Annotated in this window: 25 protein-coding genes and 1 riboswitch; of the genes, 18 read left to right on the forward strand and 7 right to left on the reverse strand. The window is 73.3% G+C overall.

Annotated elements, in window-relative coordinates; translation table 11 throughout:
• Positions 1–56 precede the first annotated feature (56 nt).
• Positions 57–194, reverse strand: coding sequence for a hypothetical protein (locus AC1VWI_RS08615; protein ID WP_499510357.1), 138 nt, complete (start codon positions 192–194; stop codon positions 57–59).
• 103 nt (positions 195–297) lie between these two features.
• Complete coding sequence (locus AC1VWI_RS08620; protein ID WP_499510358.1) at positions 298–591, reverse strand: type II toxin-antitoxin system Phd/YefM family antitoxin; 294 nt, start codon at positions 589–591, stop codon at positions 298–300.
• An 84-nt stretch (positions 592–675) separates the two neighbouring features.
• Here AC1VWI_RS08620 and AC1VWI_RS08625 point away from each other — a divergent pair, with 84 nt between their 5' ends.
• The 4 genes from AC1VWI_RS08625 (at position 676) to AC1VWI_RS08640 (ending at position 3,331) form a co-directional block, all read left to right on the forward strand.
• Positions 676–1,317: an ATP-dependent Clp protease proteolytic subunit gene (locus AC1VWI_RS08625; protein WP_499510359.1), complete on the forward strand. Its 642-nt coding sequence runs from the start codon at positions 676–678 to the stop codon at positions 1,315–1,317.
• A 6-nt stretch (positions 1,318–1,323) separates the two neighbouring features.
• Entirely contained in the window at positions 1,324–1,629 is a 306-nt protein-coding gene (locus tag AC1VWI_RS08630; RefSeq protein ID WP_499510360.1) for a hypothetical protein, read from the forward strand.
• Between the two features lie 348 nt (positions 1,630–1,977).
• A riboswitch (cyclic di-AMP (ydaO/yuaA leader) is annotated at positions 1,978–2,132 on the forward strand.
• A gap of 3 nt (positions 2,133–2,135) precedes the next feature.
• Positions 2,136–2,609, forward strand: a complete 474-nt coding sequence (locus AC1VWI_RS08635; protein WP_499510361.1) for a C40 family peptidase — start codon at positions 2,136–2,138, stop codon at positions 2,607–2,609.
• A gap of 77 nt (positions 2,610–2,686) precedes the next feature.
• Positions 2,687–3,331, forward strand: a complete 645-nt coding sequence (locus tag AC1VWI_RS08640) for a GNAT family N-acetyltransferase (RefSeq protein WP_499510362.1) — start codon at positions 2,687–2,689, stop codon at positions 3,329–3,331.
• Positions 3,332–3,343: 12 nt separating this feature from the next.
• On the opposite strand, the gene AC1VWI_RS08645 is transcribed toward AC1VWI_RS08640, so the two are convergent.
• The gene (locus tag AC1VWI_RS08645) at positions 3,344–3,778 is read right to left on the reverse strand and encodes an ATP-binding protein (RefSeq protein WP_499510363.1); all 435 of its coding nucleotides are present in this window, start codon (positions 3,776–3,778) and stop codon (positions 3,344–3,346) included.
• 287 nt (positions 3,779–4,065) lie between these two features.
• On the opposite strand from AC1VWI_RS08645, the gene AC1VWI_RS08650 reads away from it, so the two are divergent.
• Both AC1VWI_RS08650 and AC1VWI_RS08655 read left to right on the forward strand, forming a co-directional pair.
• Entirely contained in the window at positions 4,066–4,917 is an 852-nt protein-coding gene (locus tag AC1VWI_RS08650; protein ID WP_499510364.1) for a helix-turn-helix domain-containing protein, read from the forward strand.
• Positions 4,918–4,932: 15 nt separating this feature from the next.
• The gene (locus AC1VWI_RS08655; RefSeq protein ID WP_499510365.1) at positions 4,933–5,184 is read left to right on the forward strand and encodes a DUF397 domain-containing protein; all 252 of its coding nucleotides are present in this window, start codon (positions 4,933–4,935) and stop codon (positions 5,182–5,184) included.
• A gap of 2 nt (positions 5,185–5,186) precedes the next feature.
• Here AC1VWI_RS08655 and AC1VWI_RS08660 read toward each other — a convergent pair whose 3' ends face one another.
• Positions 5,187–6,335 carry an 8-amino-7-oxononanoate synthase gene (locus AC1VWI_RS08660; RefSeq protein ID WP_499510366.1) on the reverse strand — a complete coding sequence of 383 codons (1,149 nt, stop codon included), beginning with the start codon at positions 6,333–6,335 and terminating at the stop codon, positions 5,187–5,189.
• A gap of 147 nt (positions 6,336–6,482) precedes the next feature.
• Between AC1VWI_RS08660 and bioB the strand changes: the two genes are divergently transcribed.
• The 10 genes from bioB to AC1VWI_RS08710 all read left to right on the forward strand — a co-directional run bounded on the left by bioB (position 6,483) and on the right by AC1VWI_RS08710 (position 21,564).
• Positions 6,483–7,700 (forward strand): biotin synthase BioB, encoded by a 1,218-nt coding sequence (gene bioB / locus AC1VWI_RS08665; RefSeq protein WP_499510367.1) that lies wholly within the window; start codon positions 6,483–6,485, stop codon positions 7,698–7,700.
• Complete coding sequence (locus tag AC1VWI_RS08670) at positions 7,693–8,985, forward strand: adenosylmethionine--8-amino-7-oxononanoate transaminase (RefSeq protein WP_499510368.1); 1,293 nt, start codon at positions 7,693–7,695, stop codon at positions 8,983–8,985. The genes bioB and AC1VWI_RS08670 overlap by 8 nt, the downstream gene beginning before the upstream one ends.
• On the forward strand, positions 8,982–9,713 hold the full coding sequence (gene bioD / locus AC1VWI_RS08675) for a dethiobiotin synthase (RefSeq protein ID WP_499510369.1): 732 nt from the start codon (positions 8,982–8,984) through the stop codon (positions 9,711–9,713). Before AC1VWI_RS08670 ends, bioD begins: the two co-directional genes overlap by 4 nt.
• A 143-nt stretch (positions 9,714–9,856) precedes the next feature.
• Positions 9,857–10,534, forward strand: coding sequence for a class I SAM-dependent methyltransferase (locus AC1VWI_RS08680; protein WP_499510370.1), 678 nt, complete (start codon positions 9,857–9,859; stop codon positions 10,532–10,534).
• A gap of 40 nt (positions 10,535–10,574) precedes the next feature.
• Entirely contained in the window at positions 10,575–11,138 is a 564-nt protein-coding gene (locus AC1VWI_RS08685; protein ID WP_499510371.1) for a TetR/AcrR family transcriptional regulator, read from the forward strand.
• Positions 11,139–11,263: 125 nt separating this feature from the next.
• Positions 11,264–14,896, forward strand: coding sequence for a WGR and DUF4132 domain-containing protein (locus AC1VWI_RS08690; protein WP_499510372.1), 3,633 nt, complete (start codon positions 11,264–11,266; stop codon positions 14,894–14,896).
• Entirely contained in the window at positions 14,893–16,023 is a 1,131-nt protein-coding gene (locus AC1VWI_RS08695; RefSeq protein WP_499510373.1) for an ATP-binding protein, read from the forward strand. Before AC1VWI_RS08690 ends, AC1VWI_RS08695 begins: the two co-directional genes overlap by 4 nt.
• On the forward strand, positions 16,023–18,392 hold the full coding sequence (locus AC1VWI_RS08700; RefSeq protein ID WP_499510374.1) for a DUF5682 family protein: 2,370 nt from the start codon (positions 16,023–16,025) through the stop codon (positions 18,390–18,392). Before AC1VWI_RS08695 ends, AC1VWI_RS08700 begins: the two co-directional genes overlap by 1 nt.
• Positions 18,389–19,564 carry a VWA domain-containing protein gene (locus AC1VWI_RS08705; RefSeq protein ID WP_499510375.1) on the forward strand — a complete coding sequence of 392 codons (1,176 nt, stop codon included), beginning with the start codon at positions 18,389–18,391 and terminating at the stop codon, positions 19,562–19,564. Before AC1VWI_RS08700 ends, AC1VWI_RS08705 begins: the two co-directional genes overlap by 4 nt.
• On the forward strand, positions 19,561–21,564 hold the full coding sequence (locus AC1VWI_RS08710; RefSeq protein ID WP_499510376.1) for a YehQ family protein: 2,004 nt from the start codon (positions 19,561–19,563) through the stop codon (positions 21,562–21,564). Before AC1VWI_RS08705 ends, AC1VWI_RS08710 begins: the two co-directional genes overlap by 4 nt.
• Before the next feature lie 29 nt (positions 21,565–21,593).
• Here AC1VWI_RS08710 and AC1VWI_RS08715 read toward each other — a convergent pair whose 3' ends face one another.
• The 3 genes from AC1VWI_RS08715 to AC1VWI_RS08725 all read right to left on the reverse strand — a co-directional run bounded on the left by AC1VWI_RS08715 (position 21,594) and on the right by AC1VWI_RS08725 (position 22,911).
• Entirely contained in the window at positions 21,594–21,965 is a 372-nt protein-coding gene (locus AC1VWI_RS08715; protein WP_499510377.1) for a fic family toxin-antitoxin system, toxin component, read from the reverse strand.
• A complete protein-coding gene (locus tag AC1VWI_RS08720; protein ID WP_499510378.1) occupies positions 21,962–22,189 on the reverse strand; it encodes a toxin-antitoxin system HicB family antitoxin in 228 nt (75 codons plus the stop codon). The genes AC1VWI_RS08715 and AC1VWI_RS08720 overlap by 4 nt, the downstream gene beginning before the upstream one ends.
• Before the next feature lie 131 nt (positions 22,190–22,320).
• The gene (locus AC1VWI_RS08725; protein ID WP_499510379.1) at positions 22,321–22,911 is read right to left on the reverse strand and encodes a DUF3558 domain-containing protein; all 591 of its coding nucleotides are present in this window, start codon (positions 22,909–22,911) and stop codon (positions 22,321–22,323) included.
• Positions 22,912–23,154: 243 nt separating this feature from the next.
• Between AC1VWI_RS08725 and AC1VWI_RS08730 the strand changes: the two genes are divergently transcribed.
• Together AC1VWI_RS08730 and AC1VWI_RS08735 are read left to right on the forward strand one after the other, a co-directional pair.
• Positions 23,155–23,940, forward strand: a complete 786-nt coding sequence (locus AC1VWI_RS08730; RefSeq protein ID WP_499510380.1) for an ABC transporter ATP-binding protein — start codon at positions 23,155–23,157, stop codon at positions 23,938–23,940.
• Positions 23,941–23,950: 10 nt separating this feature from the next.
• The gene (locus AC1VWI_RS08735) at positions 23,951–26,518 is read left to right on the forward strand and encodes an ABC transporter permease (RefSeq protein WP_499510381.1); all 2,568 of its coding nucleotides are present in this window, start codon (positions 23,951–23,953) and stop codon (positions 26,516–26,518) included.
• The last annotated feature ends 30 nt before the right edge of the window (positions 26,519–26,548 follow it).

The following is a 26,548-nucleotide window of genomic DNA, read 5'->3' on the forward strand; positions in this document are numbered from 1 at the left end:
ATTCGCCCTGCCGTTGTCCGGCAGCCGCAGGCTAGTTCGGCGGCGTTTCGTCCGCGTTAACTCCCGGGCTCCGGGGTGAAGCCGGCGGGCGCGCGTGGGAGCGGGGTGCGGGCGACCTCGTCGGGCTCGGCGTCCTCCGGCAGCATGTCACGGCGCTTCCGCTCCTCGGCGTACGACACGAGTCCGGCGACCACCCGGGCGCACCCCCTGCCCCGGCCGCTCGGCGAGCCGGCACACGACCCTCTCCGGGAAGGCCGGCGGATCGGCCCTCCACAGGTCCGCGCCCCCACGAACCGCTCAGGCCCCGTCATGGTGGGCGTCCGTCGTACCGCGGTGCTCCGCGGCGATGCCGAACCGGCGGCGTTCGCCCGTGGCGGACACCACCCCGCGCACCGAGGAGACCGTACTGACCACCGCCTCCTCGGGAGCGGCGTCCAGTTCTTGGAGTCGTTGCAGGTCAGCGGCGGATACCAAGGCGACGAGCGGCTTGCCGTGACGCGTCACGACCACCCGCTCACCGCCGTAGACGACGCGGTTGATCAGTTCCGCCAGCTCCGCACGCGCTTGTGTCACCGGGACTTCGTGGGCCATGCTCCCCATCATAACGAGATGTACGTCCTGTACATTTTTTACAGCGACGGGCACCCCTGCCCGGGTGCCCACGGAGGTGCAGCGATGCTTCGACCCACCGCCCGCCACGTCCTGCCCGAGTTCACCGAGCGCACCAGCGAGGGCGTACGGACCATGGACCCGTACTCCAAGCTGCTCCAGGAGCGGATCGTCCTGCTCGGGACGCCCATCGACGACATCTCGGCGAACGACGTGATGGCACAGCTCATCCACCTGGAGGCCGCCGCCCCGGAGCAGGACGTCTCGCTCTACATCAACTCTCCCGGCGGGTCCTTCACCGCGATGACCGCGATCTACGACACCATGCAGTTCGTCAGCTGCGACGTGTCGACGGTGTGCGTCGGCCAGGCGGCCTCGGCGGCGGCCGTCCTGCTCGCCGCCGGAGCGCCTGGCAAGCGGCTGATGACCCCCGGCGCGCGGGTGCTGATCCACCAGCCCTCGTTCGCGGAGGTGATCCAGGGCACCACCGCGGACCTGGAGATCCAGGCCCGGGAACTGCTGCGCCGTCGGGAGCAGTTGGAGGAGCTACTGGTACGCCACACCGGTCAGGCACCGGAGCGGATCGGGGCCGACATCGAACGGGACACCATTTTTGACGCCCCGTCGGCCCTCGCCTACGGCCTGGTGGACCGGCTGACGCTGAGCCGCAAGGACGGCGCCGGCCGCGCTCCGCGCGCCCTGCGGTGACCGGCTGTGGTGCCCGAACTGCCCCCGCTCCCCGCACTGACGCGGGCCGAGGGCGAGCTGATCGACACCTATCTGCAGGCCGTGGACCTGCTGGGCAGGATCAACCCGTCCCGCTCCCGGGACACCTACGGGGCGCTGCGCGCCGCGCAGGCCCTGGTGGGGAGGGCGACGGAGCTGCGTGACGCGCTGACGCTGATGCACATGCGCGGAGAGAGCGAGGTGCACACGGCGACGATGGAACGGGCGCTGCGGGTGCTGGACGGCGAACGGCGTACCGGTCAGGTCAGCTTGCCGTCGTCACGGCCATCCTGACGGAGCGTCACGACACACTGGTCCGTTCGGGCGGCGCCAACTCGAACCGAATGGACTCGCCCGATCGTTGTATCTGCTGTGGACGGCCGAGTGGCCCCGAGTTGCGCGATATGGCCGCACACATCCGGAATCTGACGCTCCGTCCCTGGTGTTCGACTCCTTTCGAGTCGTCAGTCCGGGCCCCGTGTCGCGGAGTCCACCCGAATAGGTGAGTCGTGAACAGACTCACATTCGACCGGTTGTGCTGGGAATCGGCCGCTTCGGTGGGTGATCATCCCTTCGACGACAAGCCCCCGTCATCCCGGCGGGGCGGTCCGTGCGGACGCCGAATCCTGCCGCCGCGCGGATGCCAGGTCGACGACGACTCATCGGCAGGAGCGGAGGACCCGAGCAGTACGGGTCCGGTTCGCCGGACCCTTGGGGTGAAGCCGCAGCCGCGGCCGGGCATCTTCGCCTGCCCGAACCCGACAGGTCATCCTTCGCAGGCGGACGACGAAGGGTTGCGCATGAGTGCGCCAACAGCCATGTCCGGGGTCCTGTGCCGGCTCGGAGCGGTCTCCGCCCTCACAGCGGCCGCCGTGGCCGGTCCCGCCGTACTGCCGGAGCTCGCCCAGCAGGCAGACGCGGCGGCGGTCTCCGCCAAGGCGCTGAAGATCGCGGCGTCCAAGAGGGGCGCGCCGTACCAGTACGGGGCCGCCGGCCCCGGCAGGTTCGACTGCTCCGGGCTCACCTTCTACTCCTTCAAGAAGGCGGGCAAGAAGCTCCCCCGCACCGCGGGCGCCCAGTACAACAGCGTCCGGCACATCCGGAAGTCCGCACGGACCCGTGGTGACCTGGTCTTCTTCCACTACGGGAGCAACGTGTACCACGTAGGGATGTACGCCGGGCACGGGAAGATCTGGCACTCCCCCAAACCCGGCGGGCGGGTGCGGCTGGAGAAGATCTGGAGCCGCAGCGTCTGGTACGGCCGGGTGAAGTGACCCCGGTCGCGTTGCCCGGGAGCCGGGGCTCCCGGGCAACGCGACCGGCGCCGTGGACGTGCCGGTAGCGTGCCGGTGTGTCCCTGATACGGATCCTCGCCGACGCCGCCGCGGGCGTCTTCCCGCCCGCCGACAGCTCGGTGACGGTCCTGCCGCAGCCCGCGCCGCGCGACGCCGGGGTGATCGCCTTCACCGCCCATGCCGTGGTCTTCGCGGACGCCGATCCGGAGCGGATCCGCGGGCTGCTCCCGCCCGGCGACCTCTCGGCGCCGCTCAATCCGCCGTTCCTCACCGCGCTGTGCGGGCTGCTGGACCGCACGGTGAACAACGTCGACCTGCTGACCGCCGCGCCGGCCCTGCCGGGGCCGCCGCCGGCCGCCCTGGACCTGCCCCTGCGGGAGACCGCCGACCGGGGTCATCCGCGGATCGTCCGGGCCCTGCGCCACCGTGACGGGGTACGGGCGTGGACGGTGCCCGGGGGCACCGTGCTGACGGGCCGGGGTGTGGCGGGCCGCTGGGAGGCGGCCGTGGAGGTCGATCCGGGGGCGCGCGGTAGGGGCCTCGGCCGCCGGCTCGCGCTGGCGGCACGTCATCTCGTCCCGGAGGGCGGGACGGTGTGGGCGCAGATCGCCCCGGGCAACGCGGCGAGCGTGCGGGCGTTCACGGCGGCGGGCTTCGTGCCGATGGGCGCCGAGGCGCTGCTGCTCACCGGGGAGGGCTGAGGGCCACCGGGGTCACTCGACGGCGGCGGCGGTGGCCCAGGGCAGGCTGATCCAGACCGTCTTGCCGCCCTCCGCGGTGGGGGTGACGAGCAGCGTGCCGCCGGCCTCCGCCGTGAGGTGACGGATGATCACCATGCCGCGGCCGTTGTCCTGCTGCACGGCGGCGGGCAGCCGCTGGGGCCACCGGGGGTGGCTGTCGGTGACCCCGATGCGCAGCTGCTCGTCCCGGTCCAGCTGGACGTCGAGGGTGAAGGTGGGGGACTGGCCGAGGGTGTGCAGCACCGCGTTGGTCGCTAGCTCGGAGACGATGAGCCGGACGGAGTCGGCGGGGTCCGAGTCCTCGGGCATGCCCCACTCCACCAGCAGCTCGCTCACGTAGCGACGTACCGCGGGGACCGAGGCAGGGTCGCTCGGCAGGGTGACGGATGCTTCCTGGTGGTCTGCCATGGCGACGCTGTCCCTTTCCCGCCGTGACCAGGACGCCGGCGCCTGCCGCGCCCGTGGCCGCGCGCGCGACGGCCGGCGGCGCCGTGCCCCGCCTTCCGCGCGGCACGTCCCCGTTCGGCACTCACGCGCCAGAGTGTCACTCATCGTGCCCTTAATCGGGTGTCACCACAGCTATATGCATATATCTGTCGCCCAAAGCGGTGAACTCTGCTACGAGAGAACGTATTTGCGCGGCAGACTTCGCCCGGGGACCGGCGGGGGTGCCGGAACCGGGAGGTGCACACACCATGCAGCAGGTGCCGGCGGTACGCCGCCGCAAGATCGGCTCGGAATTGCGCCGTCTGCGCGACACGGCGGGGCTCACGAGCGGTGAGGCCGCCCAGCGCCTGGGATGGCACCAGTCCAAGGTCAGCCGGATCGAGACCGGCCGCAGCGGAGTGCGCCCCGAGGACGTCACGGCACTGCTGGACGTGTACGGGGTGCGCGACCAGCGGTTGCGGGAGATGCTCTCCGCGCTGGCGGGCGAGGGCGACCGGCGCGGCTGGTGGCATGAGTTCCGCGAGGAACTCCCCTCCGCCTACCGGGACTTCATCTCCCTGGAGACCGACGCCTGCCGGGCGCGGACCCTGGAGACCACGGTGGTGCCGGGACTGCTGCAGACCCCGGACTACGCCCGCGAGCTCACCCGGTCCGTGCTGCCGCAGCTCGGACCGCGGCAGATCGCGACCCTGGTGCAGGTGCGGATGGCCCGCCAGGCGGTGCTGCGCGCCGATCCGCCGCTGGAGCTGTGGGCGGTGCTGGACGAGGCGGTGCTGCGCCGCAGGGTCGGGGGTCCCGGAGTGATGGCGGCGCAATTGAGCCATCTTGTGGAGCTGGGTTCACTGCCTCATGTGCATCTGCAGGTGCTGCCTTTCTCGGCCGGTGGGCATATAGGCGTCACAGGCCCTTTCGTAATCTTCTCATTTCCGCGCATTGCTGATCTCGACGTGGTTGTTCTCGACCATTTGACGAGTAGTCTCTATCTGGATCAGCACGAGGACGTCAGGGCGTACGGTGCTGCCTTCAATCGGTTGCGCTCCCATGCCCTGTCGAGTGAGCAGTCGCTGTCCTTCATCTCCGGCATCGGCAAAGGCGCGTAAGGAGGCACACCCCCCATGTCCAACGCTCTGCCTCAGTACGTCACCTCCAGTGCGTCCCTCTCAGGTGTGAATTGGCGACGCAGCAGCTACAGCACGGCGGCGAACAACTGCGTCGAGACGGCCCTCATCGGGGACGGGCCGCTCTCGGGACAGCTCGCCGTACGCGACTCCAAGGATGTGCGCGGCCCCGCCCTGCTCTTCCCCCCGGCGGCCTGGGCGGAGTTCCTCGCCGCCGTGACGACGGGGAGCCTGACCGAACGCCCCTGAACTCAGGGGCGCGGCGGCGCCGTACGGACGATCGTCCCCACGGCGTCGCCGATCTCCCGGTCCGTCAGGTCCGCCCGCGCGGTGAGCCGCAACCGCGAGATCCCGTCGGGCACGGACGGTGGCCGGAAGCAGCCCACGGCGAGACCCGCCTCACGGCACGCCCCGGCCCAGGCGACGGCCGCCTCGGGCGACGGCGCCCGCACCGACACCACGCACGCGTCCGGCGCGGTGGCGTCCAGCCCCGCCCCCACCAGCCGCTCGTAGAGCTCACGGGCGACCGCCCGGGCCCGTACGGCGCGTTCCGGCTCGCGCTTGAGCAGGCGCAGCGCACCGAGCGCCGCGCCGGTGGCCGCCGGGGCGAGGCCCGTGTCGAAGATGAACGTCCGCGCGGCGTTGACCAGGTGCTCGATGACGCGGGCCGGTCCCAGCACCACGCCGCCCTGGCTGCCCAGGGACTTGGAGAGCGTGGCGGTGCACACCAGTCCGGGCGCGCCCGCCAGTCCCGCCTCCGCGGCCGCCCCCCGGCCCCCGGGACCGAGCACCCCGAGCCCGTGGGCGTCGTCCACCAGCAGCCCGGCTCCGTGCTCGCGGCAGGCGGCGGCCAGCGCGCCGAGCGGGGCCGCGTCGCCGTCCACCGAGAAGACCGAGTCGGTGACGGCCACGGCAGGGCCGTCGTGGCCGGTCAGCGCCTTGCGCAGGGCGTCCGGATCGGCGTGCCGCACGACCTCGGTGGTGGCGCGGGAGAGCCGGCAGCCGTCGATGAGCGAGGCGTGGTTGCCACTGTCGGAGACGAGCAGCGTGTCCGGCTCGGTGCTGAGCGCCGTGACGGCGGCGAGGTTGGCGGCGTAGCCGGAGGCCAGGACCAGCGCCGCCTCGAAGCCGCAGAAGGCGGCCAGTTCGGCCTCCAGTTCGGCGTGGAGCTCGGTGCTGCCGGTGACCAGCCGTGAACCGGTCGAGCCGGCGCCCCAGCGCAGGCAGGCGTCCGCACCGGCCCGGGTCACCTCGGGGTGGTGGGCGAGCCCGAGGTAGTCGTTGGAGGCGAGGTCCAGCAGGGGCGACCGCGCGGGCCGCGGCCGCAGGGTGCGCACCAGCCCGGCCGCGCGACGCCGTTCGGCGTGCGCGTCGATCCAGTCGAACGGGTCGCGGGTCATGGTCGTCCCCTGGGGTCGGCGGAGGGTTCGGCGCCACCGTAGTGTGCCGGATCGTCTCGCACGGTGTGGTGATGCACACACCCTGAGCGAGCGGTCTTGTGGGATGCCCCATTGGCCCGGGCCCGTGCGGTACGCCAGGATCGCGACATGGATCTGCTGAATGCTTTGGTCGAGAAGGGCCTGCGCCGCGAGCTGCCCACCCGTGAGGAGGCGCTCGCCGTGCTGGCGACCTCCGACGACGAACTCCTCGACGTGGTGGCCGCGGCCGGCAAGGTGCGCCGCGCGTGGTTCGGCCGCCGGGTGAAGCTGAACTACCTGGTCAACCTCAAGTCGGGACTGTGCCCGGAGGACTGCTCGTACTGCTCGCAGCGGCTCGGCTCGGAGGCCGGGATCCTCAAGTACACCTGGCTCAAGCCCGACGAGGCGGCGGCCGCCGCGGCGGCGGGGGTCGCCGGCGGTGCCAAGCGGGTCTGCCTGGTGGCGAGCGGACGCGGCCCGACCGACCGCGACGTGGACCGCGTCTCCAAGACGATCGAGGCCATCAAGGAGCAGAACGAGGCCGTCGAGGTCTGCGCCTGCCTGGGCCTCCTCTCCGACGGGCAGGCCGAGCGGCTGCGCGGCGCGGGCGCCGACGCGTACAACCACAACCTCAACACCTCCGAGGCCACCTACGGGGACATCACCACCACGCACACCTACGCGGACCGGGTCGAAACGGTGCAACAGGCCCAGGCGGCGGGCCTTTCGGCCTGCTCCGGGCTGATCGCGGGCATGGGCGAGAGCGACGAGGACCTGGTCGACGTGGTCTTCGCGCTGCGCGAGCTGGACCCCGACTCCGTCCCGGTGAACTTCCTCATCCCCTTCGAGGGCACCCCGCTGGCGAAGGAGTGGAACCTCACCCCGCAGCGGTGCCTGCGGATTCTTTCGATGGTGCGGTTCGTCTGTCCCGATGTGGAGGTCCGCATCGCGGGCGGCCGCGAGGTGCACCTGCGGAGCATGCAGCCGCTCGCGCTGCACCTGGCGAACTCGATCTTCCTGGGCGACTACCTCACCAGCGAGGGCCAGGCCGGCAAGACCGACCTCGACATGATCGCGGACGCCGGTTTCGAGGTGGAGGGCGCCGGCGAGGTGACCCTGCCCCAGCACCGGGCGGACGTGGCGGCCCCGGCCGGGGGCTGCGGTTCCCACGCCTCCGCCGGCTGCGACTCGCACGGCGAGGGCGGCGGCTGCGGCCCCTGCGGCGGCCACGGCCACGGCGACACCCACGGCGACCTCGCGCAGCCCGCGACGGCCGGTGCCGCCCGCACCGACCTGGTGGCCGTGCGCCGCCGCGGCACCGGCACGGACCTGCCGCCCAATGCCTGAGCCGCTCACCCCGGGCGAGCTGCTGGCACTGGACCGGGAGCACGTCTGGCATCCGTACGGGCCCATGCCGGGCCGTCAGGAACCGCTCGTCGTCGAGTCCGCGGCCGGGGTCCGGCTGCGGCTTGCCGAGCCGTTCGAGGGCGCCGGCGAACTCGTCGACGGGATGTCGTCGTGGTGGTCGGCGATCCACGGCTACAACCACCCGGTGCTCAACGAGGCGGCCCGCGGCCAGCTGGACCGGATGAGCCACGTGATGTTCGGCGGGCTCACCCACGAGCCCGCCGTGCGGCTGGCCGCCCGCCTGGTCGAGATCACCCCCGATCCGCTGCGGCACGTCTTCCTCGCCGACTCCGGCTCGGTGTCGGTCGAGGTCGCGGTCAAGATGTGCCTGCAGTACTGGCGTTCGCTCGGGCGGCCGGAGAAGCAGCGTCTGATGACCTGGCGCGGCGGCTACCACGGCGACACGTGGCAGCCGATGTCCGTCTGCGATCCCGAGGGCGGCATGCACGGGCTGTGGTCCGGCGTCCTGCCCCGGCAGGTCTTCGCGGACGCGCCGCCGGCCGCGTACGAGGAGGCGTACGCCGGCCACCTGCGGGAGACGATCGCCGCTCACGCGCACGAACTCGCCGCGGTCGTCGTCGAGCCCGTCGTGCAGGGCGCGGGCGGCATGACCTTCCACTCCCCCGCCTACCTGCGGGTGCTGCGCGAGGCCTGCGACGAGCACGACGTGCTGCTGGTGTTCGACGAGATCGCCACCGGCTTCGGGCGGACCGGGACGCTGTTCGCCGCCGACCAGGCGGGCGTCTCGCCGGACGTGATGTGCGTCGGCAAGGCCCTGACCGGGGGCTACCTCACGATGGCCGCCACCTTGTGCACCGCGCGCGTCGCCGACGGGATCTCCCGGGGCGAGGTGCCGGTGCTCGCCCACGGCCCGACCTTCATGGGCAATCCGCTGGCCGCGGCCGTCGCCTGCGCCTCGCTCGACCTGCTGCTCGGCCAGGACTGGGCGCAGGAGGTCAAGCGGATCGAGGCCGGGCTGCGCGAGGGGCTCGCACCCGCCGCCGGCCTCCCCGGGGTACGCGACGTGCGGGTGCTGGGCGCGATCGGTGTCGTCCAGCTGGACCACCAGGTCGACCTCGCCGCCGCGACGCGGGCCGCCGCCCGCAGCGGGGTATGGTTGCGGCCGTTCCGGGACTTGATCTACACGATGCCCCCGTACGTCACGGGGGACGAGGACATCGCGCGCATCTGCGCGGCGGTGCGCGCGGCGGCGGAGGCGGCATGACGGTGTTGTTCGTGACCGGTACGGGCACGGAGATCGGCAAGACGGTGACGACGGCCGCGATCGCGGCGACGGTGCTGCTCGGCGAGTACAGCGTCGCGTACCTCAAGCCCGCGCAGACCGGGGTGGGCCCCGGCGAGCCGGGCGACGCCGCCGAGGTCACCCGCCTGGCCGGTCCCGAGGTCACCGGCGTCGAACTGGCCCGGTACCCCGAGCCGCTGGCCCCCGCCACGGCCGCACGGCGCTCCGGACTCGCCCCGGTGGGCCCGGCCGACATCGCGGAGGCGGCGGCGAAGCTGGCGGCGGTGCACGACATCGTCCTCGTCGAGGGCGCGGGCGGGCTGCTCGTCCGGCTCGACGACACGGGCTCGACGCTGGCGGACGCGGCACGGATGCTCGCGGCCCCGGTGCTCGTCGTCGCCCCGGCCGGGCTCGGCACCCTCAACGCTGCCGCGCTGACGACGGAGGCCCTGAAGGCGCGGGACCTGAAGTGCGCCGGCGTCGTCATCGGCAGCTGGCCGGACGACGCGGACCTGGCCGCCCGCTGCAACCTCGCCGACCTGCCCGAGGTCACCGGCGCCCCGCTCGTGGGCGCCCTGCCCGCCGGCGCGGCCGCCCTCGACCCCGCCGACTTCCGGCAGGCGGCACCCGGTTGGCTCTCCCCCCGCATCGGCGGCATCTGGGACGCCGCCGCCTTCACCTCGTACTGGGCGCCCGCCGACCCCGCCTGACCCGCACCGCCGTCCGGCCCCGGGCGCGTCCGGGACGGACGGCGGGCGACACGCCGGATCCGCCCCGGAACGGGGAGGCTTGGGACGGGCTCCGAAGCGGCAGAATCGGAAGTGGGGGGTGCCGAGACGAAGGAGGTCCGGCCATGAGGAGCCGTACCGGCGCGACGGGCGAAGCCGTCCACCACCCGCTGTTCGCCCGCTTCTACGCCCGCTGCGGCCCGGTGATGGACGCCCGCGCGGGCTTCGGCGCGCACCGGCGGACCGTGCTCGCGGGACTCACCGGCCGGGTCATCGAGATCGGCGCAGGCTCGGGGCTGAACTTCCGTCACTACCCGCGCACCGTCGCCGAGGTCGTGGCGATCGAGCCGGAACGGCATCTGCGCCGGCTGGCCGTCGACGCCGCGCAGCACGCCGAGGTGCCGGTGGACGTCGTACCCGGGGTCGCCGAGGCGCTGCCGGTCAAGAGCGAGGCCTTCGACGCGGCGGTCGCCTCGCTGGTGCTGTGCTCCGTACGCGACCAGAAGCGCGCCCTGGCCGAGCTCCGCCGGGTACTGCGCCCGGGCGGGGAACTGCGGCTGCTGGAGCACTGCCGGGCCGAGGGCCGAGCGCACGCGGCGCTGCAGTGGGCGGTGGACCGCACCGTGTGGCCGCTGCTGTTCGGCGGCTGCCGGACCGGGCGGGACACGCTCACCGCGGTCGAGGCGGCCGGGTTCGAGGTGCTGGAGCTGCGCCGCTTCCGCGTTCCGGAGCGCGCCAAGGGCCTCACCCTGCCCGTGCCGAGCGCCCCGCACATCCTGGCCACCGCGCGCCGCCCCGCCTGAGCTCCACCGCTCTGTACCTACTGGTATGTACACTGCCGGCATGGAGACGACGTCGGAACGCCTGATCGAGAGCACCCGCGAACTGCTCTGGGAACGCGGCTACGTCGGCACCAGCCCGAAGGCCATCCAGCAGCGCTCCGGCGTCGGCCAGGGCAGCATGTACCACCATTTCTCGGGCAAGCCGGAGCTCGCGCTCGCCGCCGTGCGCCGTACCGCCGAGCAGATGCGGCAGACCGCCGAACGCGAACTCGCCGGCCCGGGCACGGCGGTCGAGCGGGTCTCGCGCTACCTGCGCCGCGAGCGCGACGTGCTGCGCGGCTGCCCGATCGGGCGGCTCACCCAGGACCCGGAGGTCGTCGCCAGCCCGCAACTGCGGGCGCCGCTCGACGAGACCTTCGAGTGGCTGCGCGGCCGGCTCGCGGACGCGCTCGCCGAGGGCCAGGCGCGTGGGGAGATCGCGCCCGGCCTCGACACCGGCGACATCGCGGCCACGCTCGTGGCCGTGCTCCAGGGCGGCTACGTGCTCGCCCGCGCGGCGGGCTCGGCCGCGCCGTTCGACCAGGCCGTCAGCGGCGCGCTGGCCCTGCTGGCACAGCGGGCCTGAGCGGCGTCCGGCGAGGGACAGCCCTTGCGCCGGACCGCTTGTCACAGGCGACTACTAGGGTGACGCCCGTTGATCACCGGACGAGTGATGCCTCCGGTGTGCGGTCGTGGGTGGGAGGGGTTGCTGTGCGGCGCTGGGAACTTGTCGGTGGTGGATCCGCGAAATTCTGGGAAGCAGCGGTCGACGGCGCGCTGGTGACCGTGCGCTACGGACGGATGGGTGCCGAGGGGCGGCTCCAGGAGAAGGAGTTGGGGTCGGCCGAAGCGGCATCGGCGCACTTCGGCAAGCTGGTCGCCGAGAAGGAGCGCAAGGGCTACCTCGAGGTCGGTTCGTCGGCACCACAGCCGCCGGAGCCGGCAGCGGCAGTGGTAGCGGCAGCGGCCAAGCCGGAATCGCAGCCCGAGCCGGAGGCGCCGCCGGAGGGCGCACTTCCCGACGAGGACACGTTCGTCCTGCCCGGCTCATGGCGCCGGGTGCTGCACCCGCGCCGCGGCGGAGTTCGGCGGGGCGTCGCCGTGCCGGCGCCGGATGCCACCGACCAGGTCCAGGAACGGATCGCGGCCGAGCTGGACTGGATCGAGCAGGTGCTCGCCGCACAGCAGGCGAATCCGGCCCTGGTCAAGGCAGCGCGCGCCTATCTGGCGGGGAAGCCGGACCCCCTCGGGGCAGCCGTCCTGGCGAACCTGGTGACGCCCGTCTGGCCCCCCGCCGCAAGGGAGGATTTCCCGTTCGCCGACGCGTGGGCCGCGAGCCACGGGCCGGCCTTCGCCGCCCGCGCGGTCGTGGAGGTCTTCGACATCGACGCCGGCCAACGGCATCGACAGGGTCACGGCATTCCGACACTGCGCTTCCGGGGCCTGACCGACTACATCGCGCCCCAACCCGCACGTCAGCTGGCGGACCGGGTGCGTGCGCTGCTCGCCTGCGCGGACGACGAGACCTACCAGGAGACCGTCACCGCGCTGCGTGAGTGCCGCACCACCGCGCGGCGCCGGGTCGTCGCCGCCTATCTCGCGCCGGGCACGACCGGCTGGGCCGACGAGTGCATCGCCGAGGAGCCCGGTTACGGATCCGGCGGTGACGTGCTCCGGCCGCTGCTGCTCTGCGCGCTCGACGATCCCGGGCAGGTCGGCCGGCTCGGCCCGGCCCCCAAGCTCGTCTGGCGCGGCTGGTCCGTGACACTGGTCGCCACGCTCGCCGACGGCCTGGGCACGGAGTGCGTGCCCTTCCTCAACGAGGCGATCGAACGGTCCTGGGACGCCGACCAGTTCCGGAGCATCACCATGGCGGTGGCGAACTTCCCGACCGACGAGGCCTTCAGGCTGCTGCTGTCCCGTCTGGACAACAAGCACATCCGCCCCGCCATACAGGAGGCCATGCAGCGCTACCCGGGCCGGGCCCTGCGTCTGCTCGCCGAAGCGGGCCTCAAGGACGGGAAGAACGCCCCTGCGGCACGCCAGCTCCTCAACACGCACGTGATGCTGAACAACGCGCGGTTGCCCGAGTTGCTGCCGCGACTCGGCACTGCGGCGGCGGAACTGGTGCGGTCGCTCGACGGTGCGCGCGAGCGCGTCACCGAGGCGGCGCCGGAGGTGTTGCCGGCGCTGCTCGTCTCACCGCCCTGGACGCGCAGGCGAACACCCCTCAAGCCACGGGTGCTCACGGGCCTGGTGCCGGACGGCACGCGGCGGCTGGCGTGGCGCGAGGGCGAAAGGGAGCGCTGGGCCGGGCACCCGTCCTGGGGCTGGGAATACCCCCGGACGACCGACTGGGACCAGGAGGCCCGCACGATCCTCGGACGCGAATCGGGCCTGTGGCAATCGACGCGCTTCTTCGTCCAGGGCCCACTCGACGTGCTCTCGCCCTGGCTGGAGAAGTGGTCGCCGGAGGACCTCTGGGGTGGCGCGGACCTCCTCAAGCCTGTCGTCGCCAAATACGGCATGGCGGCGCTGCCGCTCGCCCTCAAGGTGGCCTCAGCCAAGCCGGCGCACCTCACCCCGCTCCTGATGCCCTTCCTCGACCTGGGCGCGGCACGGTTGATGGCGGACGGGCTGGTCCGGCTCAAGTCGGTGCAGATGACGGCCCGCTCCTGGTTCGCCCGGTACGGGATCGACGCGGGCCTGCTGCTCGTACCGGACGCCGTCGGACAGCCCGGCCCGGCCCGGAAGGCGGCCGAACAGGCCTTGCGCCTGGTCGCGTCCGCCGAGGGGACGGACGCCGTCCTGGCCGCCGTGACCGCGGCACACGGCGGCGAGGCGGCCGGGATCGTCGCCGAGACGCTGGCCGCGGACCCCCTGGAGATCGCGCTCCCCGCCCGGATGCCGGCCCTGCCCAGCTGGGTGCAGCCCTCGGTGCTCCCGCAGATCCTGCTCACCTCCGGCGAGGCACTGCCGGACGAGGCGGTCCGCCACGTGCTGACCATGCTCGCCCTGTCGAAACCCGGTGACCCGTACCCCGGGGTCGCCGTCGTCGGCGAGACGTGCCGCGCCGACTCGCTGGCCGACTTCGTCTGGGCCCTGTTCGAGGAGTGGCGGCAGGCGGCCATGCCGGCCAAGGAGAGCTGGATCCTGCACGCACTCGGTCGGCTGGGGGACGACGGGACGGTGCGACGGCTCACTCCGATCCTGCGCGACTGGCCGGGTCAGGGTGCGCACCACCGCGCGGTCGAGGGCCTGAACGTGCTGGCCGAGATCGGCAGCGACGTCGCCCTCATGCACCTCCACGGCGTCGCCCAGCGGGTGAAGTTCAAGGCGCTCAAGGTCCGGGCCCAGGAGAAGATCTCCGAGGTGGCGGAGGGACTGGGGCTGAGCGGCGAGCAGCTGGCGGACCGCCTGGTGCCCGATCTCGCACTGGACCCGGACGGCACGACGGTCGTCGACTACGGCACGCGCCGCTTCACGGTGGGTTTCGACGAGCAGCTGCGTCCCTTCGTGCTGGACGCCGACGGGAAGCGCCGCAAGGATCTGCCCGCCCCCGGCGTCAAGGACGACCAGGAGCTCGCCCCGGCCGAGCGCAAGCGCTTCGCGGCGTTGAAGAAGGACGTCCGCACCATCGCCTCCGACCAGATCCGCCGTCTGGAGGCGGCCATGGTCACGCAGCGGACCTGGACCGCGGCGGAGTTCCGTGAGTTGTTCGTGCAGCACCCCCTGGTCTGGCATCTGGTGCGCCGGCTGGTCTGGCTCGCCGACACGGCCGGCGCGGCGACCGCCTTCAGGGTCGCCGAGGACCGCAGCTTCGCCGACGTCAACGACGACGAGTTCACGCTCGCCGCCGAGGCGACGGTCCGGCTGGCCCATCCGCTGCACTTGGGCGGCACGGTGCCGCAGTGGTCCGAGCTGTTCGCGGACTACGAGATCCTCCAGCCCTTCCCGCAGCTCGGCCGACCGGTGCTTCGGCTGACGCCGCAGGAGGAGACCGCCAACCGCCTGCACCGGTTCGAGGGGTGCAAGGTGCCGGTGGGCCGCCTGCTCGGACTGACCAAGCGGGGGTGGGAGCGGGGGGAGCCGCAGGACGCCGGTGTCGAGCGGTGGTTCTCCAAGCGGCTCGCCGAGGGCTGTCACCTGGTCATCGCCCTGGACGAGGGCATCGCCGTCGGCGTCGTCGACATGTTCCCCGACCAGACCTTCGAGACGGTCTGGCTGGACACGGAGCCCTGCGACCACTGGTCCAGCCGGGAGTACCCACTGCGCTTCGGCGACCTCGACCCGATCGCCGCCTGCGAACTGCTCGCCGACCTGGAAGGGGTGACGGCCCGGTGACCGCCGTCGACGACGCATCCGCGACCCGGCCGCCCGACCGGGCTCCGGATCCGGAAGGCTCCCCGCTGCAGCGCCCCCCTGCCGAGGTCAGGTACGCGGAGGAACTGGCGGCTCTCCGGGCCCGGGACGAGGACCCTCGCCCGCCGGGGTGGCAGCTGAGCCTGCGGGCGGCGCGCCGGTTCATCGTCGGGGACGCGGAGGCCGGGATCAGCCGCAAGTTCGTCGGCAACCGCTCCCTGGTCGAGCGCGCGCTGGTGACGCTGGCGACCAACCGCGGCCTGATGCTGGTCGGCGAGCCGGGCACGGCCAAGTCGCTTCTGTCGGAGCTGATCGCCGCGGCGGTCAGCGGCACCTCGACGCTGACCGTCCAGGGCGGCGCGGCCACCACCGAGGACCAGATCAAGTACTCCTGGAACTACGCGCTGCTCGTCTCCGAGGGGCCGTCACCGCGCTCGCTGGTGCCCGCGCCGATGCTGCACGGCATGGCCGAGGGCCGGATCGTCCGCTTCGAGGAGATCACCCGCTGTCCGCTGGAGGTGCAGGACTGCCTGCTCTCGCTGCTGTCCGAACGCGTCCTGGCCGTTCCGGAGCTGGACGGTCCCGAGGGTATGGTCTTCGCGCGGAGCGGATTCAACGTCATCGCCACCGCCAACACCCGTGACCGGGGCGTCAACGAGATGAGCGCCGCGCTCAAGCGGCGATTCAACTTCGAGACGGTCTTCCCCATCGCGGACTTCGACACCGAGCTCGCACTCGTCGAAGCGGAGGCGGGAGCCCTGCTGCGCCGGTCCGGGGTGGAGGCGCCGCCGGACCGTGACGTGCTCGAGGTACTGGTGGGGACCTTTCGCGAGCTGCGCGGGCAGCAGGCGTCCGGCGAGCGGCTCTCCGCTGTGATGAGCACGGCGGAGGCCGTCTCGGTGGCGCACGCGGTGGGCGTGCGCGGCTGGTTCCTGCGCGGGGAGCCCGGCGACGCCGCCGATCTGGTCACCTGTCTGGCCGGCACGGCGGCCAAGGACAGCCCGGAGGACCTGGCCCGGCTTCGCCGGTTCCTCGACCAGCAGGCAGGGCGTCGGCACGGCGCCCAGTGGCAGGCCCTCCATGAGGCACGACACCTGCTGGCCGACTGATGACCACGGTCTTCATCGGCGTTCGCCACCACTCGCCGGCCTGCGCCCTCCTGGTGGCCCGCACCATCGAGGCGCTCCGGCCTGCCTACGTACTGGTGGAGGGGCCGGCCGACATGAACGGGCGGCTGGACGAGCTGCTGCTGGGCCATGAGCTGCCGATCGCCGTGTTCAGCCACTACCGCGACGAAGAGCGCACGGCGACGTCCTGGACACCGCTGTGCGACTACTCCCCCGAGTGGGTCGCGCTGCGGTCCGGCCGGGCCGCCGGCGCACAGGTGCGCTTCATCGACCTGCCCGCCTGGCACCCGGCCTTCACCGGGCGCCCGGAGCCGCTGGCCAACCGCTACGCCGACGCCGAGGCCCGCTACGCGGCGGCGACGCAGCGCCTGTGCAGCCGGTTCGACGTGGACTGCGTCGACGCGCTGTGGGACCGGCTGTTCGAGATCGCCGGTCCGGAGGGGCTCCAGCGGCGGCTCGACGCCTACTTCGACCTGGTACGGGGCGACTCCGAGGCCGAACAGGGGGACCGGGCGCGGGAGCAGTACATGGCCTCCTGGGTCCGCGCCGCGGCCGCCCGGGCGGAGGAGCGGCCGGTGCTCGTGGTCACCGGCGGATTCCACACGCCGGCGCTGCGGGCGCTGGCCGCGCCACCGGTCCGCACCACGGACGCACCGGGGACCACGCCGGCGCCGTGGCCCGGGATCCCCGAACCGCCCGCCGGGGCCGTCGGCGGCAGCTTCCTGGTGCCGTACTCCTTCCACCAGCTCGACGCCTTCGCCGGTTACCAGTCCGGCATGCCCTCGCCCGGCTACTACCAACTGCTGTGGGAACACGGCCCCGCTGCAGCGGCGGACGGACTGCTGGAACAGGTCGTCGGACGGCTGCGAGGACGACGTCTTCCGGTGTCGACCGCCGATCTGATCGCGGCCAGGAGCCTCTCCCAGGGTCTGGCCGCGATGCGCGGGCACCCGTTGCCGGCCCGGACCGATGTGCTCGACGGCCTGGCGGCCACGGTGCTCAGCGATGCTCTGGAGCAGCCGTTGCCCTGGACCGGGCACGGCACGCTCACGCCGGGCACGGATCCGGCGGTGGTCGAGATGGTCGCCGCGAGCACCGGCGACCGGACCGGCCTCCTGCATCCGGACACGCCCGCCCCGCCGCTCGTCCTGGATGTGGCGGCCCAGTTGCAGCAGTGCGGGATCGTCCTGGGAGAACGGGCCACGGCCGACCTGACCGATCCGGCCGGCCTCGCCCGCAGCCGGTTGCTGCACCGGCTGCGTGTCCTGGGCGTTCCGGGGCACGTCCGCACCTCGGGCCCCGCGGCCGGATCGGACCCGGTCTTCGCCGAACGCTGGGAGCCCGGCCCGGCACACGGACGCGAGGCGGCGCTGATCGAGGCCGGTGCGTACGGCGCGCGGCTGGAGGAGGCCGCCGCCGTGGCGCTGTCGGCGCGCGTGCGGTCCGCGGGGGGCACACCAGGTGGGTCGCCGGATGCGGCCACGGCCACCTTGTCGGAGGTGCTCTTCGACGCGGTGCTCTGCGGTGCGGACACGCTCTCCACCGAGTTGCTGGGCTCCCTGGCGTCCCGCGTGCGCGGGCTCGGTGAGCTCGGCCCGGCCGGTGAGGTGCTGACCACCGCGCTCCAGCTGTGGCGGCACGACCGCGTGTACGGCACGGCCGGGAATCCCCTGCTCGGCGAAGTCGTCGACAAGGCGGTCGACCGGGTGTTCTGGCTGGCCGAGGGCCTGCACGGAGGCAAAGGGGTCGACTTCGCCCGGCTGCGGGCCCTGTCCGCCGCCCGCGACGCACTGCGGCACGCGGAGTGCCTGCTGACGCTCTCCCGGACGGCGGCGGCCGACACGGCCCGGCGGATCGGTGCCGACGCCGCCGGCCCCGCGGACCTGCGTGGCGCGGCTCTGGGCCTGCGGCTGTCCCTCGGCCTGGCCGGTGACGACGCCGTCGGCCAGGCACGTCTCCTCGCGACCTCGGATCCCGAGGAGCTCGGCGACTGGCTGGCCGGACTGTTCGCCCTGGCCCGGGACGAGTTGACGGGCGGCGGTGGAACCCTCGCCGACGGGTCGGGCCCCTCCCTGCTGGACGTACTCGACGAGATCGTCGTCTCCATGGCGGACACGGACTTCCTGATCGGCCTGCCCGCGCTGCGGCAGGCCTTCGCCTTCTTCCCGCCCCGTGAGCGCGAGCGCATCGCGGAGCAACTGCTGGAGCGTCGCGGCCGACGCGGCTCGGCCCGCTCACTGCTGCGCACGTCCGCAGACCCCTTGGTACTCGCCCGCGCCCGCGCCTTGGAGGAGAACGTGATCCGCCTGCTCGACAGGTACGGTCTGCGAGCCGGGCAGGCGAAGCGATGACCGCGCGGAACCACCCCACGGCCGGCTCCGCCCCGCAGCTCCCCGACGCCGGGCTGGAACGGTGGCGGCTGATCCTGGGTGCGCCGGCCGACCGCTGCACGGGCCCGCTCGGCCCGCAGGCCGCCGCCCGCGACGTGGCACTGGACTGGCTCTACGGCCGCGACCCGGACCTGGTGCGACGCGGGGTGCGCCGTGGCGCCTCCGCAGGACGGGAGGGCGGTGACGGCGCCTCCCTGATCACCGCGGTGGACTGGCTCGACGACATCCACCGGCTGTTCCCCAAGGAGACCGTCGAGCGGCTCGAGCGCGACGCCGTGGAGCAGTACGAGATCAACGAGATCGTCACCGACCCCGACGTGCTCTCCCGCGTCGAACCGAACGCGACCCTGCTCCGCGCCGTACTGCGCACCAAGCACCTGATGAACCCGCAGGTGCTGGCGATGGCCAGGCGCATCGTCGAGGCGGTGGTCAGGGATCTGATGGAACGGCTGCGCCCGGAGGTGAGCCGGGCTTTCGCCGGCGCCCGCTCGCGCCGCCCCAGCCGGCTGCCGCTGGCGCGGGACTTCGACTTCCGGGGCACGATCCGGGCGAACCTGGCCCACTACCAGCCCGAGGAGCGCCGGATACTGATCGAGCGGCCGCGCTTCCACTCACGGACTCGGCGGCACCTCCAGCAGTGGCAGCTGATCCTGCTGGTGGACCAGTCCGGCTCGATGGCGGGCTCGGTCATCCACTCCGCGGTCACCGCAGCCTGTCTGTGGAACCTGCCCGGTCTCCGCACGCACCTCGTCGCCTTCGACACCCAGGTGGTCGACCTGACCGCGGACGTCACCGACCCGGTGGAGCTGCTGATGCGGGTCCAGCTCGGTGGCGGTACGGACATCGCACGCGCCGTCGCTTACGCCGCGGACCTGGTGGACAACCCACGCCGCACCATCGTCGCGATCGTGTCCGACTTCTACGAGGGCGGCGATGCCTATCGGCTGGTCCGCACCGTGCGCAGCCTCGTCCAGCAGGGCGCGACCGTGCTCGGCCTGGCCGCGCTGGACGAGGAGGCAAACCCCGACTACGACCGGGCACTCGCGGCCCGGCTGGCCCAGGAGGGAGCCCACGTGGGTGCCATGACCCCTGGGCGGCTGGCCGAGTTCGTCGCCGAGAAGGTGGCCCGGTGAACGGTGGGACGACTGCTTCGGCTGCCGGCGCGCCGCCGCGTGAGGATCTGCTGGCCCTCACCACCGACACGCTCGCCTCCCTCGCCAACCGCGGCTTGGTGAAGCGCGCCGCCAAGGATGTGGATGCCGGCTCGGGGCCGGACGTCAGCTGCGAGGCCGACGGAACCGTCCGCGGCACCTACCCGGACGGCACCCGGACACGGTTGCCCGTCGGGGCCGGCCTGGAAGCCGCGGAGTGCAACTGCGCGGCGACCGGCGTGTGCCGCCATCGGATCAGCCTGGTACTGGCGTACCAGCGGCTGGCCGGTACCGCCGAACCCACAGGCCCGGAAGTGACCGCCTGGTCGCCGGGCGAGTTCGACGACGCCGCGCTCGAGGCCGCGTTGGGACGGGCCGCTCTGCTGGCCGCGCGCCGGATCCGGGAGCGCGGCTTCTCGGCGACCGTGCACCGCCCGAACGCGGCGCGACCCGTACCGACGGCCGATCTGCCGACGTGCACCGTGCGCTTCCCCGTCCCGCACCAGCTCGGCTACGCCCTCACCGACGCCGCGGCCCCGCGCCGCGGGGAGATGATCACGCTTGCGGTCTGGGCCTTCCGCGCCGCGGACGACGACGCCCAAGCCGGCGCGGACGCGCAGGTCGCCGTCGGCGGACGCCCACCCGCCGCGCCGGACGCCGACGACGCGCTCGACGCCGCCGTCGCCCTGGCCGATGAGTTGCTGCTGGACGGCATCGCGCACACGACCCCGGTGTTCGCAGCGCAATTGGACCGCGCCGGCGCGGAGCTGTCGGATGCCTCGCTCCACTGGCCCGCCGCGATCATGGCGGACCTGCGCCGCCAGGTCGACGCCTACGCCGGGCGCGATGCGCACCACGAGGCCGGGCGTGTGGCGCACCTCCTCGCCGAACTGCACGCCCGCCGTCGCGCGGGTGGGTCCGACCGCCCGGGCGTGCTCGGTACGCAGGAGCCGGCCGATACCCCGCTGCGCCGGGTGCGGCTGGTCTCCCTCGGCTGCCGGGTCACCGGCCGGACGGCGTCGGAGCGCACCGCCGAGGTGTACTTCGCGCACCCGGCCGCCGGGATCGCCCTGGTCCTGCGCAAGCGCTGGGAGGTGGCGGAAGGCCACTCCCTCACCGGCCACGACCTGGCTTCACGCCGCCTGCTCGGATCCCCGCTGCGGGCGCTGTCCGGGGCCAACGTCGTCAGCGAGCACATATCCCGCAGTCCCAGCCGCACCGTGACCATCGGACGCGGACGCATCGCCCCCACGAGTGTCACGCCGCTCGGTTCGGCCTGGGCCGATCTCCCCGACTCCCTCCTGATCAGCGATCTCGCCGCAGCGCTGTCCTCCTGGGAGGGCCGGCCACCGCGCTTGATCCGGCCCAGGGTGGAGGCCGACACCGCCCGGGTACTGGCCGTGGCCCGCGTCGAGTCCGTCGGCTACGACGCCGCTCGGCAACGACTCGAAGCGGTCGTCCGGGATCCGTCGGGCAACGCGGCGGTGGTCCGTGCCGACCACAACCCCGCCTGTCCCGGCGGCCTGGACGCGCTGGCCACGGCACTGGGCAGTCCCCGGGTCCGGTTCGTGAGCGGCCTGCTGGGCCGGGAGGGCGGCCGTCCGGCGCTCGACCCGCTGGCCGTCCTCACCGAGGACGGCCTCGTCGTACCCGACCTCGAAGCAGGCGAGGGCGCGGGGCCACTCTCCGAGGCTGTTCCGCACACCCGCGACCCGATCGCCCAGGCACTCGAATCGGGCTTGTCCGCGCTCGCGGACATCGCGCACAGCGGCCTGCGCGGCCGCAGTCCTTCCGCTCGCGACCGCCTCGCAGCGGCGGCCGCAGGGCTCCGCCGCACCGGGCTCCAGTCCGCCGCGGCGCTGCTCGACTCCTTCGCCGGGAGCTCGGACGGGGAAACAGCCGGGGCAGCGACGGCTCCGTGGGTGGACGCCGTGATCCACTTTCTGGTCAGCCTCGAACTGCACCAGGAGGCCGATGCCTGACGACGGCCGGCCCGGTCTGCGGCCGGGCTTCAGACGCACCAGGTGCGCAGTTCGTCGGCGATCTCGTGCACGTCGGCGGTGCCGCCCTTGACCAGCCGGGCCAGGTCGCGCACCCGTTCGGGGGAGGTGGCGACCTTCAGGCCGCTGGCCACCAGGTACGCGTAGGCGACCGCGGAGGCGAAGAGCGCGTTGGACCGCTCCAGGGCCGGTACATGGACCAGGAGTTGCAGCAGGCACGCCGCCCGCTCGTGGGGGTCGGCGTAGACGGGGACGCCGAATATCTCCGCCTGGTGGCGGCCGACCGCGGCGACGAGGGCGCCCCAGTCGGTCACCTGGGGGTCACCGGGGGTGTTGTGCTCGGCGACCATGAGCAGCCAGGCGAGGTCGATCTGCAGGGTCAACGGCGTCCTTCGCGCTCCGTGCCGAACTCCTCGGCGAAGACGGACTCGTAGCGCTGCATGAAGTCGGCGGCGGCCTCGACGAAGCTGCGGCCCGCTTCCCCCGCGTCCTTCCGGACGAGTTCCTCGATGTACCGGTTGACGCTGACGCCCCGCTGCGCGGCCCGCTCGCGGGCGGCCGCGGCGGTGGTCTCGTCCACCCGCACGTTCAACTGCGTCTTGGCCATACCCTCAAGCTAGCGCCGATGCACTAGCAGTGACAAGCGGCTCCCGGGCGCATCCGCCCGGAGCCCGTGCGCCCCGGGGCCCGACGGGGCTCCGGGGCCCGACGGGGCTCCGGGGCGCACGGGGAGCGCGTTCAGAGGCGGCCCGCCACCGTGCGCGCCAGTTCTTCGAGCGGCTCGTCGAACCGGGACGGTTCCTCGTTGCGGACCAGCCGGATCGCGACCCACTGACCGGACACCCGCAGGAAGACCGATCCGTCCTCCAGCCAGGCCTCGTCGCCGATGCCGTCGAGCGGCTTCAGTTCGTGGCCGAGCCCGCGTTCGGCGTCGTAGTAGTTCTTCCCCGACTCCCCCGCGAAGACCTCGACCTGCGCCGTCGGGCCCGACTCCGGCGCGGGGTAGGTGCAGGTCCCCTCCAGGTCCCGACCGGGTTCGAGGGCCGTACCGGCGAGCCGCTCGGCCTCCTCCTGCGTCACCAGGGCGCACGGGTCGCCGGCCGTCCCACCCGGCGACGACGCGGACGGCTGCCCCGGCGACGCCGCGGACGACCGCGCCGCGCCCGGGGTGCCCGGCGCGGTCGCGGACGGCTTGTCGCCGGCGTCGTCGGCCGCCGGGTCCTGGCACCCCTGGAGCGCCAGGGCCAGCAGCGCCACCACGGGCGCCACCGCCCAGGCCTGCGTGCGCCTGCGGCCACCGGACCCGGTCCGGATACGTGCATGCACCATCGATTCGGTCCCCCCTCGGTACTGGTCCTCGTCCCCGTCCCGGCCACACCGTGCCCGTCCCGGGTGCACCTACAGACGTACCGGGACGGCCGGCCGGTTTCGGCCGGCCGAACTCGCGGTCGCACGGCGGCCGCCCGCGCGCCCCCGGCGCTCACCCTCGGGGACGATGCGGCACCGCACCCGACGACCTACGCTCGGGTCGCATACGGACAAGTACGCACTTCCTCATCTTGGGGGGCAAGCGTGTCGACATGGACGGCAGCGGACACAGAGGGCATCGAGGCGGGAGCGGAGCCCGCCGCGCGGGCGACCGCGCTGACGAAGGCGTACGGGACGGGCGAGACACGGGTGGTGGCGCTGGACGCGGTGGACGTGGAGATCGCCCGCGGCCGCTTCACCGCCGTCATGGGGCCCTCCGGCTCCGGCAAGTCCACGCTCATGCACTGCCTGGCGGGGCTGGACTCGGTCACCTCGGGGCAGGTCTGGATCGGCGAGACCGAGATCACCCGTCTGGCGGAACGCGAACTGACCCGGCTCCGCCGTGACCGGGTCGGCTTCGTCTTCCAGGCGTTCAACCTGCTGCCGACGCTCACGGCCGCCGAGAACATCACGCTGCCCATGGACATCGCCGGCCGCAGACCCGACCGGGAGTGGGTGGACCGGGTGATCGACACGCTGGGCCTGCGCGACCGGCTGGGGCACCGTCCCGCACAGCTGTCGGGCGGCCAGCAGCAGCGTGTGGCGTGCGCCCGCGCGCTGGCCTCCCGGCCGCAGCTGATCTTCGCCGACGAGCCGACCGGCAACCTGGACTCGCAGGCGGGCGCCGAGGTGCTCGGCTTCCTCCGCGAAGCCGTGGACGCCCTCGGCCAGACCGTGGTGATGGTGACCCACGACCCCACCGCGGCGGCCTGGTCGGACCTGGTGCTCTTCCTGGGCGACGGACGGATCGTCGACGAGATGCACGGGCCCACCGCGGACGGCGTCCTGGAACGGCTCAAGCGGTTCGACGCGCTGCGCAAGCACGGCTAGGCAACGGCGCATGCTCCGGGCGACGCTGCGCAGCTTCCTGGCCCACAAGGGCCGGCTGCTGCTCAGCGCGCTCGCCGTCCTGCTGTCGGTCGCCTTCGTCACCGGCAGCATGATCTTCTCCGACACCGTCAACCGCACCTTCGACCGCCTGTTCGCCTCGACGGCCGCCGATGTGACGGTGGGCCCCCCGGAGGCCTTCAGCGAGGACCAGCAGTTCGCCTCCGGCCAGGTGCGCACCCTGCCGGCGTCCCTGCTGGACCGGGTGAAGGCGGTACGGGGCGTCGCCGACGCGCGGATCGACGTCACCGTCCGCAACACCACCGTGGTCGACGCCGCGGACCAGCCGGTCGGCCCGACCACGGGCGCGCCCACCCTGGCCACCAACTGGTCGGGGAACCCGCGCAGTCCCGTCCGGCTGACCAGCGGGCACGCGCCGCACGGCCCCGACGAGGCGCTGATCGACGCCGACACCGCGGCGAAGCGTCACCTGGAGATCGGCGACCGGCTGCGGGTGCTGGCGCAGCCGGGCGCGTTCCCGGTCCGGCTCGTGGGCATCGCCACCTTCACCACGACCAATCCCGGCGCCGCCCTGCTGTTCGTCGACACCCCCACCTCGCAGTCGCGCCTGCTGGGCCGGACCGGGGTCGCCACCTCGGTGCAGGCCGACGCCGCGCCCGGGGTCTCCGACGACGTGCTGAAGAAGCGGATCGCCGCCGCGCTCGGTCCGCACTACACGTACACGACCCAGGCCGAGCAGGCGAAGTCGGCGGTGGAGAGCCTGGCCACCTTCCTGGATGTGATCAAGTACGTGATGCTGGGCTTCGCCGGGGTCGCCGTCCTGGTCGGGGTCTTCCTGATCGTCAACACCTACTCGATGCTGATCGCCCAGCGCACCCGGGAGCTCGGTCTGCTGCGCGCGCTCGGGGCGGACCGCGGGCAGGTGCGGCGGTCGGTGCTGGTGGAGGCGCTGCTGCTCGGGCTGGTCGGCTCCACCCTGGGCCTGCTGTGCGGGGTCGGCACGGCGGCGGGGCTGATCCGGCTGCTCGGGGTGTTCGGGATGAACATCGACGCCGCCGAGATGGTCATCCGCTGGCGCGTACCCGCCGCCGCGTACGCCGTCGGCCTGCTGGTGACGCTGGTCGCGGCCTACCTGCCGGCGCGCCGGGCGGCCCGGGTCTCCCCCATGGCGGCGCTGTCCGACGCCGAGGTCGCCGGGAGCGCGCGGAGCCTGCGGTCGCGGGCGGTGGGCGGCGCGGTCGCGACGCTGGTGGCCGCGGGGGCGCTGACCGGGGCGGCGGTGGCCGGGAGCACCGGTGACGCCGCGACGTTCCTGGGGATCGGCATCGGTCTTTCGCTGATCGCGGCGGTGGTCGTGGGGCCGCTGCTGGTACGGCCGGTGATCCGGGTGCTGGGCGGGGCGTTCCCCCACGTGTTCGGGCCGGTGGGGCGGCTGAGCCAGCGCAACGCGCTGCGCAACCCGCGCCGCACGGGTGCGACCGCCGGCGCGCTGATGATCGGGCTGGCCCTGGTCACGGGCATGTCCATCGCCGGCACCTCGATGGCGAGCTCCTTCGACCACGAGATCGACCGGGCCCTGGGCGCGGACTACGTCGTGCAGGGCGACCAGTTCGCGCCGTTCTCCCCGGAGATCACCGACCGCGTGCGGAAGGTGCGCGGGGCCGGGGAGGTGGTGCGGGTGCGGTACGTCTCCGTCCTGATGACCCTGCCCGACCACCGCACGACCAAGCTGACGGGCACCGCGATCGGCCCCGGCGCGGACCGGGCGCTCAACCTGGACTACGCCGCGGGCGACACGGCGCACGCCCTGGCCCGCGACAGCCTCTCCCTGTCCGCGACGTACGCCGCCCACCACGGGCTGCGCGTGGGCAGCCGCATCCCCGTGCGCTTCGTCGACGGCCGCTCCACGACGTTCACCCTGCGCGCGCTGACCACCAGCCAGAGCACCCTGCTCGGCGACGACGCCACCCTCACCATGGGCCTGGCCACCGCCGAGCGGTTCCTCCCCCGCGGCCAGGACGCCGCGCTCTACGTGAACGCCGCCCCCGGCACCGACAAGCCGACGCTGCGGGCGAACCTGGAGCGGGCCCTCAAGCCCTACCCGCAGGTGGAGGTCCGTGACCAGGCCGACTACAAGCAGCTGGTGCGCACCCAGATCTCCGTGCTGCTGAACCTGGTGTACGCCCTGCTCGGGCTGGCGATCATCATCGCCGTGCTGGGGGTCGTCAACACCCTCGCCCTGTCGGTGATCGAGCGCACCCGGGAGATCGGGCTGCTCAGGGCGATCGGTCTGTCGCGGCTGCAACTGCGCCGGATGATCCGGCTGGAGTCCGTGGTGATCGCGGTCTTCGGCGCGGTGCTGGGGCTCGCCCTGGGGCTGGTCTGGGGCCTGGTCACGCACGAGGTGCTGGCGCTGGAGGGCATGCGGGCGTTCACCGTCCCGTGGACCACGGTGGGGGCGGTCATGGCCGGTTCGGTGGTGGTCGGCCTGGTCGCGGCGTTGCTGCCGGCCTTGCGCGCCTCCAGGATGAACGTCCTCGCCGCGATCGCCCACGAGTGAGCGGCCCGGAGGCGGGGAAGGTCGTTGACC

It is taken from the genome of Streptomyces sp. TOM-9, assembly GCF_056858595.1.

Bases quoted from the DNA above. Each gene is read 5' to 3' on its own strand.
- AC1VWI_RS08620 (WP_499510358.1), bottom strand. From the start codon at position 591: ATGGCCCACGAAGTCCCGGTGACACAAGCGCGTGCGGAGCTGGCGGAA.
- AC1VWI_RS08625 (WP_499510359.1), top strand. From the start codon at position 676: ATGCTTCGACCCACCGCCCGCCACGTCCTGCCCGAGTTCACCGAGCGC.
- AC1VWI_RS08635 (WP_499510361.1), top strand. From the start codon at position 2,136: ATGAGTGCGCCAACAGCCATGTCCGGGGTCCTGTGCCGGCTCGGAGCG.
- AC1VWI_RS08645 (WP_499510363.1), bottom strand. From the start codon at position 3,778: ATGGCAGACCACCAGGAAGCATCCGTCACCCTGCCGAGCGACCCTGCC.
- AC1VWI_RS08650 (WP_499510364.1), top strand. From the start codon at position 4,066: ATGCAGCAGGTGCCGGCGGTACGCCGCCGCAAGATCGGCTCGGAATTG.
- AC1VWI_RS08655 (WP_499510365.1), top strand. From the start codon at position 4,933: ATGTCCAACGCTCTGCCTCAGTACGTCACCTCCAGTGCGTCCCTCTCA.
- AC1VWI_RS08660 (WP_499510366.1), bottom strand. From the start codon at position 6,335: ATGACCCGCGACCCGTTCGACTGGATCGACGCGCACGCCGAACGGCGT.
- bioB (WP_499510367.1), top strand. From the start codon at position 6,483: ATGGATCTGCTGAATGCTTTGGTCGAGAAGGGCCTGCGCCGCGAGCTG.
- AC1VWI_RS08670 (WP_499510368.1), top strand. From the start codon at position 7,693: ATGCCTGAGCCGCTCACCCCGGGCGAGCTGCTGGCACTGGACCGGGAG.
- bioD (WP_499510369.1), top strand. From the start codon at position 8,982: ATGACGGTGTTGTTCGTGACCGGTACGGGCACGGAGATCGGCAAGACG.
- AC1VWI_RS08680 (WP_499510370.1), top strand. From the start codon at position 9,857: ATGAGGAGCCGTACCGGCGCGACGGGCGAAGCCGTCCACCACCCGCTG.
- AC1VWI_RS08685 (WP_499510371.1), top strand. From the start codon at position 10,575: ATGGAGACGACGTCGGAACGCCTGATCGAGAGCACCCGCGAACTGCTC.
- AC1VWI_RS08700 (WP_499510374.1), top strand. From the start codon at position 16,023: ATGACCACGGTCTTCATCGGCGTTCGCCACCACTCGCCGGCCTGCGCC.
- AC1VWI_RS08705 (WP_499510375.1), top strand. From the start codon at position 18,389: ATGACCGCGCGGAACCACCCCACGGCCGGCTCCGCCCCGCAGCTCCCC.
- AC1VWI_RS08720 (WP_499510378.1), bottom strand. From the start codon at position 22,189: ATGGCCAAGACGCAGTTGAACGTGCGGGTGGACGAGACCACCGCCGCG.
- AC1VWI_RS08725 (WP_499510379.1), bottom strand. From the start codon at position 22,911: ATGGTGCATGCACGTATCCGGACCGGGTCCGGTGGCCGCAGGCGCACG.
- AC1VWI_RS08735 (WP_499510381.1), top strand. From the start codon at position 23,951: ATGCTCCGGGCGACGCTGCGCAGCTTCCTGGCCCACAAGGGCCGGCTG.